Annotated in this window: 11 protein-coding genes and 3 tRNA genes; 13 read left to right on the top strand and 1 reads right to left on the bottom strand. The window is 65.7% G+C overall.

Annotated elements, in window-relative coordinates:
- Positions 1-6: 6 nt before the first annotated feature.
- From FPL11_RS05340 to FPL11_RS05300, 9 genes are all read left to right on the top strand, one after another.
- Positions 7-94 (top strand) — tRNA-Leu (locus FPL11_RS05340).
- Between the two features lie 18 nt (positions 95-112).
- On the top strand, positions 113-1,456 hold the full coding sequence (tig, locus tag FPL11_RS05335; protein WP_144347721.1) for a trigger factor: 1,344 nt from the start codon (positions 113-115) through the stop codon (positions 1,454-1,456).
- Between the two features lie 2 nt (positions 1,457-1,458).
- Complete coding sequence (gene clpP, locus FPL11_RS05330; RefSeq protein ID WP_110883140.1) at positions 1,459-2,094, top strand: ATP-dependent Clp endopeptidase proteolytic subunit ClpP; 636 nt, start codon at positions 1,459-1,461, stop codon at positions 2,092-2,094.
- A gap of 73 nt (positions 2,095-2,167) precedes the next feature.
- The gene (clpX, locus tag FPL11_RS05325; protein WP_144347720.1) at positions 2,168-3,451 is read left to right on the top strand and encodes an ATP-dependent Clp protease ATP-binding subunit ClpX; all 1,284 of its coding nucleotides are present in this window, start codon (positions 2,168-2,170) and stop codon (positions 3,449-3,451) included.
- 36 nt (positions 3,452-3,487) lie between these two features.
- Positions 3,488-5,905, top strand: a complete 2,418-nt coding sequence (gene lon / locus FPL11_RS05320) for an endopeptidase La (RefSeq protein WP_144347719.1) — start codon at positions 3,488-3,490, stop codon at positions 5,903-5,905.
- A 147-nt stretch (positions 5,906-6,052) separates the two neighbouring features.
- A complete protein-coding gene (locus tag FPL11_RS05315; protein ID WP_110883137.1) occupies positions 6,053-6,325 on the top strand; it encodes an HU family DNA-binding protein in 273 nt (90 codons plus the stop codon).
- A 14-nt stretch (positions 6,326-6,339) separates the two neighbouring features.
- Positions 6,340-6,415, top strand: a tRNA-Val gene (locus FPL11_RS05310).
- Between the two features lie 11 nt (positions 6,416-6,426).
- Positions 6,427-6,503, top strand: a tRNA-Asp gene (locus FPL11_RS05305).
- A gap of 59 nt (positions 6,504-6,562) precedes the next feature.
- Positions 6,563-8,476, top strand: coding sequence for a SurA N-terminal domain-containing protein (locus FPL11_RS05300; RefSeq protein WP_144347718.1), 1,914 nt, complete (start codon positions 6,563-6,565; stop codon positions 8,474-8,476).
- A gap of 24 nt (positions 8,477-8,500) precedes the next feature.
- Here FPL11_RS05300 and FPL11_RS05295 read toward each other — a convergent pair whose 3' ends face one another.
- Positions 8,501-9,301, bottom strand: a complete 801-nt coding sequence (locus tag FPL11_RS05295) for an enoyl-ACP reductase FabI (protein ID WP_110883135.1) — start codon at positions 9,299-9,301, stop codon at positions 8,501-8,503.
- 98 nt (positions 9,302-9,399) lie between these two features.
- Between FPL11_RS05295 and FPL11_RS05290 the strand changes: the two genes are divergently transcribed.
- The 4 genes from FPL11_RS05290 to FPL11_RS05275 are packed head-to-tail and all read left to right on the top strand — an operon-like array spanning position 9,400 to position 14,956.
- On the top strand, positions 9,400-11,229 hold the full coding sequence (locus FPL11_RS05290; RefSeq protein WP_144347717.1) for an extracellular solute-binding protein: 1,830 nt from the start codon (positions 9,400-9,402) through the stop codon (positions 11,227-11,229).
- A 24-nt stretch (positions 11,230-11,253) separates the two neighbouring features.
- On the top strand, positions 11,254-12,324 hold the full coding sequence (locus FPL11_RS05285; protein ID WP_144347716.1) for a microcin C ABC transporter permease YejB: 1,071 nt from the start codon (positions 11,254-11,256) through the stop codon (positions 12,322-12,324).
- Positions 12,324-13,373, top strand: a complete 1,050-nt coding sequence (locus FPL11_RS05280) for an ABC transporter permease (protein WP_198515235.1) — start codon at positions 12,324-12,326, stop codon at positions 13,371-13,373. The genes FPL11_RS05285 and FPL11_RS05280 overlap by 1 nt, the downstream gene beginning before the upstream one ends.
- Entirely contained in the window at positions 13,370-14,956 is a 1,587-nt protein-coding gene (locus tag FPL11_RS05275) for an ABC transporter ATP-binding protein (protein WP_144347715.1), read from the top strand. Before FPL11_RS05280 ends, FPL11_RS05275 begins: the two co-directional genes overlap by 4 nt.
- Positions 14,957-14,985 lie beyond the last annotated feature (29 nt).

The raw sequence follows: 14,985 nt of genomic DNA, 5'->3' as shown, positions 1-14,985 counted from the left end.
TACTGCGCGAAAGTGGCGGAACTGGTAGACGCGCTGGGTTTAGGTCCCAGTGGGGCATCCCCCCGTGCGAGTTCGAGTCTCGCCTTTCGCACCAAAAATCCAGAGGTAGGTAATGCAAGTATCGGTGGAGTCGGGCGACGGCCTGCAGCGTACGTTGAAGGTCCAGGTGCCCTCCGAACAGGTGGACGGCAAGGTCGATGAAAAGCTGCGCGAGATGCGTGGCCAGGTCCGCCTGCAGGGGTTCCGGCCCGGCAAGGTGCCCATGAAAGTCGTGGAAAAGCGCTATGGGCCGCAGGTGCGCAGCGAGGTGCTCGACGAAGTGGTGCGGACCACTTATTCCGAGGCGCTCGAGCAGGAGTCGCTCCGGCCCGCCGGCACGCCCGATATCCAGCCGCTGACGGTGGAGCCCGGTAAGGATCTGGAGTACGAAGCGCGCTTCGAGGTGATCCCCGATATCGAGGTCGAGGGTATCGAGTCCATTGAGCTTGAGCGCCCGGCGGTGGATATCGAGGCGGCCGACGTGGATCGCATCCTCGACCGGCTGCGGCGTCAGCACGCCGAGTACACCGAGGTCGAGCGCGCGGCCGCGGAGGGTGATCGCGTGACCATCGATTTCGACGGCCGGGTCGATGGCGAGGAGTTCGAGGGCAACCAGGGCGAAGACGTTGAAGTCACCTTGGGCGACGGGCAGATGCCCGGCCCCTTCGAAGAGGCGCTGACCGGCATGCAGGCCGGTGATCAGAAGACCATCCGCTATACCTTCCCCGATGGCTTTCCGGATACCACGATCGCCGGGCGTGAGGCTGAGTTCGCCGTGACCATGAAAAAGGTCGAGGCCCCGGAGCTGCCGGAAGCGGACGAGGCCTTTGCCGAGACCCTGGGCATTGAAGGCGGCGTCGAGGCACTGCGCACGCGCATCGCCGAGAGCCTCGAACGGGAACGCGACCAGGCGGTTCGTAGTCGGATCAAGAACCAGGTGATGAGTGCGCTGGTCGAACGCCACGAGGTGACGCTGCCACGCACGCTGGTGGATCAGGAGATCGAGCAGGTCCGTGAGCAGACGCTCGAGCAGATGCGTCAGGCCGGCGCCGCGGGAGACGATCCCGATCTGCCGGCGGATCGTTTCGAAGAAGAGGCCCAGCGGCGGGTCAAGCTGGGGCTGCTGGTCAACGAAGTGGTCCGGGCGAACAGCATCGAGATCGATCCCGAGCGTATGCAGTCGGCGCTGCAGCGGATCGCCGCCGGCTACGAACAGCCGCAGCAGGTCATGCAGCACTACCTGCAGAACCAGGAGGCCATGCAGAGCCTGCAGCTCCAGGTGATGGAGGATCAGGTGGTCGACTGGGTGCTCGAGCGGGCCAGTGTCGTGGAAAAACCGATGAGTCTCGACGCGCTTACCAGTGGCGTCGAGGATGAAGACAGCACCGAGACCAAAAACGGTCAGGAGTCAGAGTGAACATGAGCGAAGAGCGCCCCGATAACGGCCCGATGGCCACCGGCCTTGTGCCGATGGTGGTCGAGCAGACGGCACGTGGCGAGCGTGCATTTGATATCTATTCGCGGCTGCTCAAGGAGCGGGTGATATTCCTGGTGGGGCCGGTGGAGGATCATCAGGCCAATCTGCTGATCGCCCAGCTGCTGTTCCTGGAGTCGGAAAACCCCGATAAGGATATCCACTTCTACATCAACAGCCCCGGTGGCATGGTCACCGCGGGGCTCGCGATCTACGACACCATGCAGTTCATCAAGCCCGACATCAGCACCGTGTGCATTGGCCAGGCGGCCAGCATGGGCTCGCTGCTGCTGGCGGCGGGTGCGGCGGGCAAGCGCTTCGCGCTGCCCAACTCGCGGGTGATGATCCATCAGCCGCTGGGCGGCTTCCAGGGTCAGGCAACGGATATCGACATCCATGCCCGTGAGATCCTCAACACCCGCGAGCGTCTCAACGGCATTCTGGCCCATCACACCGGTCAGCCCATCGAGACGATCGCCCAGGATACCGAGCGTGACAACTTCATGGATCCCGAGGCGGCGCGCGACTATGGCCTGGTGGACCAGGTCCTGACCGATCGCAGCAAGCTGCCGCTCGAGTAGCGGCGCCTTGCGTGCCCGTGGAAAAGCGGGCATCGTCGAAATTGACTGTTTCTGGCATGCACAAAGGTAGCCCATGACTGACAAAAATGATGGCGGTCGCGGCGACGACAACGGCAAGCCGCTCCACTGCTCATTCTGCGGCAAGAGCCAGCACGAGGTACGCAAGCTCATTGCGGGGCCCTCTGTGTTTGTCTGCGATGAGTGTGTCGAGCTCTGCAACGACATCATCCGCGAGGAAATGGAGGAGGCGAGCGCCGAGAAGAGCGCGAGCCTGCCCAAGCCCCATGAGATCAACGCCGAGCTTGACGGACACGTCATCGGGCAGGACCACGCCAAAAAGGTCCTGTCAGTGGCGGTCTACAATCACTACAAGCGCATGCAGGCGCCCCAGGGCCGCGATGTCGTCGAGCTCAACAAGAGCAACATCCTGCTCATCGGCCCCACCGGTTCGGGTAAGACGCTGCTCGCCGAGACGCTGGCCCGTCTGCTGGACGTGCCCTTCACCATTGCCGATGCCACCACGCTGACCGAGGCGGGGTACGTCGGCGAGGACGTCGAGAACATCATTCAGAAGCTTCTGCAGCGGTGTGATTACGACGTTGAGAAGGCGCAGCGCGGCATTGTCTACATCGACGAGATCGACAAGGTCTCGCGCAAGGCGGACAACCCCTCGATCACCCGTGATGTCTCGGGCGAAGGTGTCCAGCAGGCGCTGCTCAAGCTCATCGAGGGCACCACCGCGTCGGTGCCGCCCCAGGGCGGGCGCAAGCACCCGCAGCAGGAGTTCCTGCAGGTCGACACCAGCAATATCCTGTTCATCTGTGGTGGTGCGTTCGCCGGGCTGGAGAAGGTCATCGAGCAGCGCTCCGAGAAGGGCGGCATCGGCTTTTCCGCCGAAATCAAGGACGCCTCGCAGCAGAAGGCCGTGGGCGAGACGCTTCGGGATGTCGAGCCCGAGGATCTGATGCGCTACGGGCTGATCCCCGAGTTTGTGGGACGGCTGCCCGTGGTGGCCACGCTCAACGAGCTCGATGAGGATGCGCTGGTGCAGATCCTCCGTGAGCCCAAGAACGCGCTGGTCAAGCAGTTCCATCGCCTCTTCGAGATGGAAAACGTCGAACTCGAGTTCCGCGACGAGGCGCTCTACGAAGTCGCACGCAAGGCCATCGCCCGCAACACCGGGGCGCGGGGACTGCGGACCCTGGTCGAGCATGTCCTGCTGGATACCATGTACGAGCTCCCCTCGCTCGAGAATGTCAGCAAGGTCGTGGTGGATGACGCGGTCATCCGCGGCGAGACGGCCCCCTATCTGATCTATGATGGCTCGGAGCAGCAGCCTGCCGCGGCGTCGGACTGACCCGCGGCCGGGCAGCCCGGCCCCAAGAGGATTCCTATGACTCAGGAACTGACGCCGGCGAGCGGCACCGCCATGGCGGTGCTGCCGCTGCGCGATGTCGTCGTCTACCCGCACATGGTCATTCCGCTGTTCGTCGGTCGGGAGAAGTCCATCGAGGCCCTCGAGCGGGCGATGACCGAGGACAAGCGGATACTGCTGGTCGCCCAGCACAGCGCCGAGGTGGACGACCCGGCGGCGGGTCATCTCTACACCGTGGGCACCATCGCCAATATCCTGCAGATGCTCAAGCTCCCCGATGGCACCGTCAAAGTGCTGGTGGAGGGGGTCGAGCGTGCCCAGGTCGCCGATCTTGACGACGCGCACGGCCATTTCGCCGCCAGCGCCGTATCGCTGCCGGATGAGTCGGTGGAGGGCAACGACGAAGTCGAGGTCATGATCCGCTCGCTGATGTCGCTGTTCGAGCAGTACGTCAAGCTCAACAAGAAGGTCCCGCCCGAGGTGCTGTCCTCGCTGCAGGGTATTGAAGCCCCGGGACGGCTTGCCGACACCATCGCCGCGCACATGAGCCTGAAGATCGACGAAAAGCAGGCCATCCTCGAAATGGAGAACCCGGCCCGACGGCTTGAGCACCTGATGGGGCTGATCGAGGGCGAGCTGGACGTGCTGCAGGTCGAAAAGCGCATCCGTGGCCGCGTCAAGCAGCAGATGGAGAAGTCGCAGCGCGAGTACTACCTGAATGAGCAGATGAAGGCCATTCAGAAAGAGCTCGGCGAGATGGACGACGCCCCCAACGAGGTGGAGGATCTCGAGCAGAAGATCGAGGCCGCGGGCATGTCCAGCGAGGCGCGCGAGAAAGCGGATCAGGAGCTCAACAAGCTCAGGATGATGTCGCCCATGTCCGCCGAGGCGACGGTGGTGCGCAGCTACCTCGAGTGGATGGTGGCGCTGCCCTGGAAAAAGCGCACCCGCGTGCGCCACGACCTGGGCCGGGCCGAAGCGATTCTCGATGCGGACCACTACGGGCTTGAGAAGGTCAAGGAACGGATTCTCGAGTATCTGGCCGTCCAGCAGCGGGTGCGCAAACTCAAAGGCCCCATCCTGTGCCTGGTGGGGCCACCGGGTGTCGGCAAGACCTCGCTGGGCGAGTCCATCGCGCGCTCGATCAACCGCCGCTTTGTGCGTATGTCGCTGGGCGGTGTCCGTGACGAGGCCGAGATCCGCGGTCATCGGCGGACCTACATCGGCTCGCTGCCGGGTAAGATCGTCCAGAAGCTCACCAAGGTGGGCAAGCGCAATCCGCTGTTCCTGCTCGACGAAGTCGACAAGATGGCGATGGATTTTCGGGGCGATCCGGCCTCGGCACTGCTCGAGGTGCTCGACCCCGAGCAGAACGCCACCTTCAACGATCACTATCTGGAAGTGGACTTCGACCTCTCCGACGTCATGTTCGTGTGTACGGCGAACACGCTGGATATTCCCGGGCCGCTGCTCGATCGCATGGAGGTCATCCGCCTGTCCGGTTATACCGAGGAGGAGAAGGTCAACATCGCCCGGCACTACCTGCTGCCCAAGCAGATCAAGGCCAACGGCCTCAAGCCCGGCGAACTGGAAGTCAGCGACAACGCGCTGCGCGACATCGCCCGCTATTACACGCGCGAGGCCGGTGTCCGCAACTTCGAGCGCGAGGTGGCCAAGATCGCCCGGCGGGTGGTCAAGGAGGTGCTGATCAAGCCGCGCGACAAGGCGGTCCAGGTCAACACGCAGAACCTCGATAAGTATCTGGGCGTGCGGCGCCATCGCTATGGCGTCGCCGAGACCAGCGATCAGGTGGGTCGGGTCACCGGGCTGGCCTGGACCGAGGTCGGCGGCGAGCTGCTCACCATCGAGAGTGCCGTGGTGCCGGGCAAGGGCCGGTTACAGAACACCGGTCAGCTGGGCGATGTCATGAAGGAGTCGATTCACGCGGCGCAGACCGTGATGCGCAGCCGCTCGGCGTCACTCGGCATTCCCGCCGACTTCCACGCCGGTCACGACATCCATATCCATGTCCCCGAGGGCGCCATCCCCAAGGATGGACCCAGTGCGGGCATCGGCATGTGCACGGCACTGATCTCCGCCGCCACCGGGATACCGGTGTCCGCGGCAGTGGCGATGACCGGCGAGATCACCCTGCGGGGCGAGGTGCTGCCCATCGGCGGGCTCAAGGAAAAGCTCCTGGCGGCGCTGCGCGGGGGGATCCGCACGGTGTTGATCCCGGCGGACAACCGCAAGGATCTGGCCGATATCCCACGCGACATCCAGTCGAAGCTGGATATCCGCACCGTGCGCTGGATGGATGAAGTGCTGGCCGCCGCGCTGGTCTCGCAACCGGTCGCGCTTGCCGGGGCGGGTGAGCCGGTGGCCGAGACCGGCAGTGGCCAAGAGGCTCCTGCGACCAGCCAACGCCCGCACTGAAAGGCTTTGTCGTTTGACAGCGACCAACCTCACAATGCTTAATGATCTGGCGCTATGCGATTGTCGTTGGGAGGGCGTAGCGATAGCATGCGAGTCAGCCGACCAACGGGCGATCATTGATAGAATAATTTCGAAGGGGATTCATCCATGAACAAGTCTGAACTCATCGACGCCGTCGCCGAATCGGCCGACCTGTCCAAGGCCGACGCCACCAAGGCGGTTGATGCCTTTGCCTCCACCGTGACGGATGCGCTCAATCAGGGTGACCAGGTCACGCTGGTCGGCTTCGGGACCTTCACCGTGCGCGAGCGCGCGGCGCGGACCGGTCGCAACCCGCGGACCGGCGAGTCCATCAACATCGCGGCCTCGAAAGTGCCCGGCTTCAAGGCTGGCAAGGCACTCAAGGATGCGGTAAACTAAGCGCCGCTTTATCGGGGTGGTTAGCTCAGTTGGGAGAGCGTCGCCCTTACAAGGCGAATGTCGGGGGTTCGAACCCCTCACCACCCACCAAGGTGAAAAACGGAGCGGTAGTTCAGCAGGTTAGAATGCCGGCCTGTCACGCCGGAGGTCGCGGGTTCGAATCCCGTCCGCTCCGCCATACAATCCCACCCTCAGGAAGGCGCCCCAAGGCGCCTTTTTGTTATACGGAATCCAACCATGCTGCTCTCCATCAGAGATCGAACCAGCGGCTGGATCGCCTACGTCATCGTGGGCCTGCTGGTGATCCCCTTCGCCCTGTTCGGGCTGTATAACTATGTCGGCAATGGCGGCCCCCAGGTGGTGGCGACCGTCGGGGATGCCGAGATTACCCGCACCCAGCTTGATCAGGCCTATCAGCAGCGCCAGTCGGAACTGCGCCGCATGCTGGGCGATCAGTACGATCCCGCCGTGTTCAGCACGGACAATCTGCGCCGGCAGGTCCTCGAGCAGCTCATCGATCGCCAGGCGCTGATCAATTACGCCCGTGACAAGCGGTTGCGGGCCAGCGACGCCGATGTCTCGCAGGCGGTGCGCAGCCAGTCCATGTTCCAGGTGGATGGAAGCTTTTCCACCGAGCGCTATCAGAGCCTTCTGCAGCAGAACAACCTGACCGCGGAGGCCTACGAGTCCCAGATCCGCCGCGACCTGTCGATTTCACTGCTCCAGCGCGCGGTACAGTCCACGACCTTTACCCCGGAGCAGACGGTGGACCGCCTGATCGCCCTCCAGGCGCAGCAGCGCCGGCTCAGCTGGGCCACCCTCGAGACCGCGGACTACCGCGACACCATCGAGGTGACCGATGCCGATCTGCAGGAATGGTATGAGGCGAACCGTGAACGGTTCCGCGAACCCGAACAGGTCCAGCTGCGCTATCTGAGCCTGTCCGCGGAGGCCATTGCCCCGAGCATCGAGGTCTCGGCGTCGGCGGTGCGCGAGCGCTATGACGAGCGGGCCAGCGGCAGTGGCGAGGACGCGGCGCGTACGGTTCGGCATATCCTCGCGGCGGTCCCCGAGGACGCCGATGAGGCGGCGGTGAGTTCGGCGCGTCAGACCGTCGAGGCGGCCCGCGAGCGGATTCGCGGGGGCGAGTCCTTCGCCGCGGTGGCCGAGGCGGTCTCGGATGATTCGGGGTCGGCGGCGCAGGGCGGTTCGCTGGGCGTGATCGAGCAGGCGGATGTGGCCGATGCGTTTGCCGAGGCGGCCTGGTCGCTGCAGCCCGGTGAGCTGAGCGAGCCGGTCCGCACGCCGTTTGGCTGGCACCTGATCGAGGTGACCGATGTGCAGGTCGCGGAGTTGCCGCCTTTCGAGCAGATGCGCGACTCAATCCGCGAGGACATCGCCATGGAGCGTGCCGAGCGGCGCGTGACCGAGCAGATCAACACCGTTGAGACGCTTGCCTTCGAAAACCCGACCACGCTGGAGCCGGCGGCCGACGCGGTGGGCATCCCGGTCGAATCCACGGAGTGGATCGATGCCGCCGCCGATGGCAGTGGCGTTGCCGGCGATCCGGCGGTGCTTGAGACCGCCTTCAGCGACGCCATGCTGGATAATCGTGAGAACAGCGATCTGATCGAACGCGAAGACGGCGGTTACGCCGTGATCCGGGTGACCGATTACCGATCCGCACGGGTCCGGCCGCTGGACGAGGTCCGCGAGCAGGCCCGCACCGCTTATCTGGACGGGAAGGCCGCCGCCGCCGCGCGGGCGGACGCCCAGCGGATCGCCGACGCGGTCAACGCCGGTGACTCGTTACAGAGTGCGGCCGATGGCATCGAATCGGCGCAGTACACCGCCCCCACCCTTGGTGGGCGCAATGACCGGTCACTGCCGGCCGGCGTTCGCGAGCGGGGCTTTCGGCTGAGCGGCCCGGCGGGCAGCGGTGACCGGGCCGGCGTCGGTCGCCTGGCCAACGGCTGGGCCGCCGTGGCGGTGGAGGCGGTGGAGCCCGGCGACCCGTCCGAGGTCGGTGCGGAACGTCGCGGTCAGCTCAGGCAGACGCTGAGTGAGCTGGACGGCGAGGCGAGTGTGCAGGCCGTGGTCGCGGCACTCCGCGACCGGGCGGATGTGGAGATTCGCGAAAGCAATCTCTGATCGTCGCTGCCGGGCGAGGGCGGGTCAGCCCTCGCCATCCATCGCGGTGCCGGCCAGTGCCACCGAATGGAAGCCCCCATCGACGTGCACGATCTCGCCGGTGATGCCCGAGGCAAGGTCTGAGCACAGAAAGGCGCTGGTGTTGCCCACTTCCTCGATGCTGACGTTGCGCCGCATGGGCGCGGCGGCGGCATTGAAGTCGAGCATGCGGCGGAAGTCGCCGATGCCGGAGGCGGCCAGCGTCCGGATCGGACCGGCTGAGACGGCATTCACGCGGATACCCTCGGCGCCCAGATCACTCGCCATGTAGCGCACCGATGATTCCAGGCTCGCCTTGGCGGCGCCCATGACATTGTAATTGGGCAGCGCCCGCTCGCCCCCCAGGTAGGTGAGGGTCAGCAGGCTGCCGTTGCGTCCCTGCATCAGCGGCCGGGCACCTCGGGCCAGGGCGATGAAGCTGTAGGCGCTGATGTCGTGGGCCATGCCGAAACCGGCGCGGGTCGTGTTCTCGACAAACGAGCCCTCGAGCTCATCGCGCGGCGCGAAACCCACGGCATGGACGACAATGTCGAGATGGCCCCAGGTGTCGGCCAGCGACTTAAAGACGGCATCGATCTGGGCATCATCGGCCACGTCGAGGGGCAGCACGGGCCCGCCGCCGCAGGCCTCGGAGCACTGCTCCACGCGGCGCTTGAGCTTTTCGTTCTGGTAGGTGAGCGCGACCTCGGCGCCCTCGCGGTGCATGGCCTCGGCGATGCCCCAGGCGATGGAGCGGTTGCTGGCGACACCCGTGATCAGTGCCTTGCGATTGTCAAGAAAACCCATGGGAACCCCTTTGCCCCTGTCATAATCCTCGGTACGTTACTCAAAAGCGCTGGCGCGGCCAAGCGGCGCCGGGTATGAATGCCATAAGGAGCGTTTCAATGCTGTCATTCGATGCCGTCCGACTGACCCTGCGGGCCATCGCGCTGGGATCGCTGATCGGGATGGGCGAGGCGCTGGCGGCCGAGGCCGAGCATGCCCTGGCGCTGCATGGCGAGCCCCGCTACGGGCCCGGGTTCGAGCACTTCGATTACGTCAACCCGCAGGCGCCCAAGGGCGGTACGCTCAAGCTCGCCAATGTGGCGGCATTGACCTTCGACAGCCTGCACCCGTTCATCCTCCGCGGCACCGCCGCCGAGGGCATGGGTCGGGTCTTCGATACGCTCACCGTGCAGTCGCTGGACGAGCCGTTTACGCAGTACGGACTGATCGCCCGCTCCATCGAGGTGGCCGACGATCACTCCAGCGTCCGCTTCAACCTGCGCGATACGGCGCGCTTTCATGACGGCGAACCGATCACCGCCGACGACGTCGCCTGGACGTTCCGCCGGCTGCGCGAGGACGGCCATCCGCGTTACCGGGCCTACTATGCGGACGTCGATCGTGTCGAGGTGATCGACCCGCTGACCGTGGAGTTTCATTTTGCCACCACGGACAATGCCGAGCTGCCGCTGATACTCGGTCAGTTGCCGGTGCTGCCCGCCCACGACTGGGCGGAGCGCGACTTCACCGCCACCACACTGACGCCGCCGCTCGGCAGCGGGCCGTATCGCGTGGCCTCGGTGGAGCAGGGACGGCGCATCGTCTACGAGCGCGTCGATGACTACTGGGCGGCGGATCTGCCGGTCAATCGCGGGCGCTACAACTTCGATCGCATCAGCTACGACTACTACCGTGATGGCACCGTCGCGCTGCAGGCGCTGAAGGCCGGGGAGTATCACCTGCGCCGCGAGAACGTGGCGCGCAACTGGGCCACCGCCTACGACACGCCCGCGGTGGAATCGGGCCTGCTCAAACGCGTCGAGATCCCCCATGATCGCCCGGCGGGGATGCAGGGATTTTTCTTCAATACGCGCCGGGCGGTGTTCGCCGACCCGGCCGTGCGCGAGGCCCTGGCGTACGCCTTCGACTTTGAGTGGACCAACGAGAATCTCTTCTACGGCGCCTATGACCGCACCCGCAGCTATTTCCAGAACTCCGAGCTGGCGGCCACGGGGCTGCCTTCCGAGGCGGAACTCGAGCTGCTCGAGCCCTACCGCGACCAGCTCCCCGAGCGGGTGTTCACCGAGGCCTACGCACCGCCGGATACCACCGACGGGTCACGCCGGGCCAACCTGCGCCGGGCGCTTGCGCTGCTGCGCGACGCCGGCTGGGCGGTCCGCGATGGCACGCTGACGCACACCGAGTCGGGTCAGCCCATGGCCTTCGAGATCCTGCTGGTCTCGCCGTCGTTCGAACGGGTGGTGCTGCCGTTCAAGCGCAATCTCGAGCGGCTCGGGGCCGAGGTGAGCGTGCGCACCGTGGATCCCACTCAGTATCAGAACCGCATGGAGGCGTTCGACTTTGACATGACCGTGCACGTGGCGCCGCAGTCGCTGTCGCCGGGCAACGAGCAGCGCGACTTCTGGAGCTGTGAGGCCGCGGAGATCACTGGCAGCCGCAATGTGGCCGGCGTCTGCGATCCGGTGATCGACGAACTGGTGACCGCGGTGATCGACGCGCCCGATCGTGAGGCACTGGTGACCCGCACCCGGGCCCTGGACCGCGTGCTGCAGTGGCATTTCTACGCCATCCCCAACTGGTATATCGATCGCTTTCGCCTGGCCTACTGGGATCGCTTCGGGCGGCCGGCGGACAACCCGCCCTATGGCCTGGCGCTGGACAGCTGGTGGGTGGACCCCGAACGGGCGGCCCGGGTGGATGACCGCTAGTCGCGGACCGCGGAGTCGCTGAGCGTGTACGCCTATATCGCGCGCCGGTTGCTGTTGATGATCCCGACGTTGATCGGCGTGCTGCTGATCAACTTCGTCATCGTCCAGTTTGCCCCGGGTGGGCCCATCGAGCAGGTAATGGCCCAGGTCCAGGGCACGGCGGACCTGTCCACCAGCCGTTTCTCGGGGGTCGCCGCGGATGAGGTCTCCGGCGAGAGTCGCGGCGGTCGCGGGCTGGATCCGGCCTATATCGCCGAGCTCGAGGCGCAGTTCGGCTTTGACCGGCCGGCCCACGAGCGGTTTGCGAAAATGCTGGTGGACTACGCGCAGTTCGATCTGGGCGAGAGTTTCTATCGTGACCAGACGGTGCTCTCGCTGATCGTCGATAAGCTGCCGGTGTCGGTGTCGCTGGGGGTGTGGACGCTGCTGCTCACCTATCTCATCTCGATCCCGCTGGGCATCCGCAAGGCGGTCCGCGACGGCTCGGGGTTTGACGTCTGGACCAGCGCCGTGGTCATCGTCGGCTATGCGATCCCGGGGTTCCTGTTCGCCATTCTGCTGATCGTGGTCTTTGCCGGTGGCAGCTATCTGGACTGGTTTCCGCTGCGCGGGCTGGTCTCCGATAACTGGGAGCAGCTCGCCTGGCCGGCCCGCATTCTCGATTACCTGTGGCATCTGGTGCTGCCGGTGCTGGCAATGGTGATCGGCGGTTTCGCCGGTCTGACCATGCTCACCAAGAACTCGTTTCTCGAGGAAATCAACAAGCAGTACGTCATGACCGCCCGGGCGAAGGGCGTCAGCGAGCGCCGCGTCCTCTACGGGCATGTCTTCCGCAACGCCATGCTCATCGTGATCGCCGGTTTCCCGGCCGCGTTCGTGGGGGTGCTGTTCACCGGCGCGCTGCTGATCGAGGTGATCTTTTCGCTGGATGGGCTCGGGCTGCTGGGCTTCGAGTCGGTGGTCAACCGGGATTATCCGGTGGTCTTCGGCAGTCTTTTCGTCTTCACGCTGATCGGCCTGGTGCTCAATCTGCTGGGCGATCTGATGTATGTGCTGGTGGACCCCCGCATCGATTTCGAGGCTCGGGACGGGTGATGGACCGACTGCGCCTGAACCCCATCAATCAGCGCCGCTGGGCCCAGTTCCGGGCCAATCGCCGGGGCTGGTGGTCGCTGTGGCTGTTCCTGGTGCTGTTCGGTCTGTCGCTGGGTGCGGAGTTCATCGCCAATGACCGTCCGCTGCTCGTGCACTACGACGGCGACTGGTATTTCCCGGTGCTGGTGAGCTATCCCGAGACCACCTTCGGCGGGGACTTTCCCACCGAGGCGGCCTATCGCGATCCCTACGTCGCCGAGCTGATCAACGCCCGGGGCTGGATGCTCTGGCCACCGATTCCCTATCACTACGACACCATCAACTACGCCAGCGAATCGGCGGCCCCGGCGCCGCCGTCGGCCGCCAACTGGCTGGGCACCGACGATCAGGCGCGCGACGTGCTGGCGCGGCTGATCTACGGCTTTCGCCTGTCGGTCCTGTTTGGGCTGGCGCTGACGCTGGCCAGCTCGGTGATCGGTGTGGCGGTGGGCGCGGTCCAGGGCTATTTCGGCGGCCGGGTGGACCTGCTGGGGCAGCGCTTCATCGAGATCTGGGCCGGCCTGCCGGTGCTCTATCTACTGATCATCATGGCCGGGTTCGTGCAGCCCAACTTCTGGTGGCTGCTGGGGATCATGCTGCTGTTCAGCTGGACACAGCTGGTGGGCGTGGTGCGTGCGGAGTTCCTGCGGGTGCGCAATTTCGACTACGTCAAGGCGGCCCGGGCGCTGGGCGTCGCCGATCGGGTGATCATCGTCCGCCATGCGCTGCCCAACGCCATGGTGGCCACGGTGACCTTCATGCCGTTCATTCTCACCGGCTCGATCACCACTCTGACCTCGCTGGATTTTCTGGGCTTCGGCCTGCCGCCGGGGTCGCCGTCGCTGGGCGAGCTGCTGGCGCAGGGCAAGAATAATCTCCAGGCCCCCTGGCTGGGGCTGACGGCGTTTTTCACACTGGCCATCATGCTCTCGCTGCTGGTGTTCATCGGCGAGGCCGCACGGGATGCGTTCGACCCGCGCAAGACCTTTGGCGGCGGAGACCCGGGATGAGCGCCCTGCTGCAGATTGAGGATCTGTCCATCGCCTTCGGCCGGGGCGGGCGCCAGACCCCGGTCGTGCAGGGCGTCAATCTGACCCTGAATGCACGGGAAACGCTGGCGCTGGTGGGCGAGAGTGGCTCGGGCAAGTCCATTACGGCGCTGTCGGTGCCCCAGCTGCTGCCCTATCCGTTGGCCAGTCACCCCACCGGCCGCATCCTGGTGGAGGGCGAATCACTGATCGGTGCCAGCACGGCGACCCTGCGGCGGTTCCGGGGGGGTGCGTTGGGCATGGTCTTCCAGGAGCCCATGACCTCGCTCAACCCCGTCCATACGCTGGAAAAGCAGATCGGTGAGACCCTGCGCATCCACCAGGGCCTGAGCGCCGCCGCGGCCCGGGATCGCATCGTCGAACTGCTTGAGATGGTCCGGCTGCCCGAGGCCTCGGCCCGTCTGGGGGCATTCCCGCATCAGCTCTCCGGCGGGCAGCGCCAGCGTGTGATGATCGCGATGGCGATCGCCAACAGCCCCCGGCTGCTGATCGCCGATGAGCCCACCACGGCGCTGGATGTGACCATTCAGGCCGAGATCCTCGAGCTGCTGGCTGATCTCAAGCAACGACTCGACATGGCCATGCTGCTGATCAGCCATGACCTGAATGTGGTCCGCCGGGTGGCGGATCGCGTAGCGGTCATGCAGCAGGGACGCGTAGTTGAGCAGGGTGAGGCCGCCAGCGTGTTCGAACAGCCCCGCAGTGACTATACCCGGGCGCTGATCGCCGCCGAGCCCAGTGGCCGACCGCGGCCCGTCGCCAATCCGCAGACGGTGCTCGAGGCCCGCGATCTGCGGGTGTGGTTTCCGCGCCGCGGTGGTCTGCTGAAACGCGTGGTGGGCCACCTCAAGGCGGTGGACGGCATTGATCTGGCGGTGGGCGCCGGGGAAACCCTGGGGGTCGTGGGCGAGAGCGGATCCGGCAAGACCACGCTGGGCATGGCGCTGCTGCGGCTGCAGGCCGCCACCGGTCAGATCCGCTTCGAGGGTCGTGATATCAGTCGCCTGGGCAAGGGGGCGCTTCGGCCGCTGCGGCGGCGACTGCAGGTGGTCTTCCAGGACCCCTATGGCAGTCTCAGCCCGCGGCTTTCCGTCGAGCAGATCATCGGCGAGGGGCTGGCGGTGCACCGCATCGGTGCCGATGCGGCCGAGCGCGGCGCCCTGGCCCGCGAGGCGCTCGCCGAGGTCGGCCTCGACCCGGCGCTGGCTGAGCGGTTTCCCCACGAACTCTCGGGCGGCCAGCGTCAGCGCGTGGCGGTGGCGCGCGCCATCGTGCTCAAGCCCGCGGTGGTGGTGCTGGATGAACCCACCTCGGCCCTCGACCGAAGCGTTCAGACCCAGCTCGTCGAGTTGCTGCGATCACTCCAGGCGCGGCACGGGCTGGCGTACGTGTTCATCAGCCACGACCTGAAGATCGTGCGGGCCATGAGCCACCGCATGCTCGTCATGCAGTCCGGTCAGGTGGTGGAATCAGGGCCGGCGGAGCGGATTTTCACCGACCCGCAGGCGGCGTACACCCAACGGTTGCTGGCGGCGGCATTGTGAGCGCGGATCGCCACCCCGACCGGGGCTGC

This window comes from Spiribacter aquaticus, from assembly GCF_007625215.1.
Lineage (GTDB): Bacteria > Pseudomonadota > Gammaproteobacteria > Nitrococcales > Nitrococcaceae > Spiribacter > Spiribacter roseus.
This window is presented reverse-complemented; position numbering and strand designations above follow the sequence as displayed.

Coding starts and splice junctions, on each gene's coding strand:
- clpX (WP_144347720.1), top strand. CDS start 2,168: ATGACTGACAAAAATGATGGCGGTCGCGGCGACGACAACGGCAAGCCG.
- FPL11_RS05300 (WP_144347718.1), top strand. CDS start 6,563: ATGCTGCTCTCCATCAGAGATCGAACCAGCGGCTGGATCGCCTACGTC.
- FPL11_RS05315 (WP_110883137.1), top strand. CDS start 6,053: ATGAACAAGTCTGAACTCATCGACGCCGTCGCCGAATCGGCCGACCTG.
- clpP (WP_110883140.1), top strand. CDS start 1,459: ATGAGCGAAGAGCGCCCCGATAACGGCCCGATGGCCACCGGCCTTGTG.
- FPL11_RS05280 (WP_198515235.1), top strand. CDS start 12,324: ATGGACCGACTGCGCCTGAACCCCATCAATCAGCGCCGCTGGGCCCAG.
- tig (WP_144347721.1), top strand. CDS start 113: ATGCAAGTATCGGTGGAGTCGGGCGACGGCCTGCAGCGTACGTTGAAG.
- FPL11_RS05290 (WP_144347717.1), top strand. CDS start 9,400: ATGCTGTCATTCGATGCCGTCCGACTGACCCTGCGGGCCATCGCGCTG.
- FPL11_RS05295 (WP_110883135.1), bottom strand. CDS start 9,301: ATGGGTTTTCTTGACAATCGCAAGGCACTGATCACGGGTGTCGCCAGC.
- lon (WP_144347719.1), top strand. CDS start 3,488: ATGACTCAGGAACTGACGCCGGCGAGCGGCACCGCCATGGCGGTGCTG.
- FPL11_RS05275 (WP_144347715.1), top strand. CDS start 13,370: ATGAGCGCCCTGCTGCAGATTGAGGATCTGTCCATCGCCTTCGGCCGG.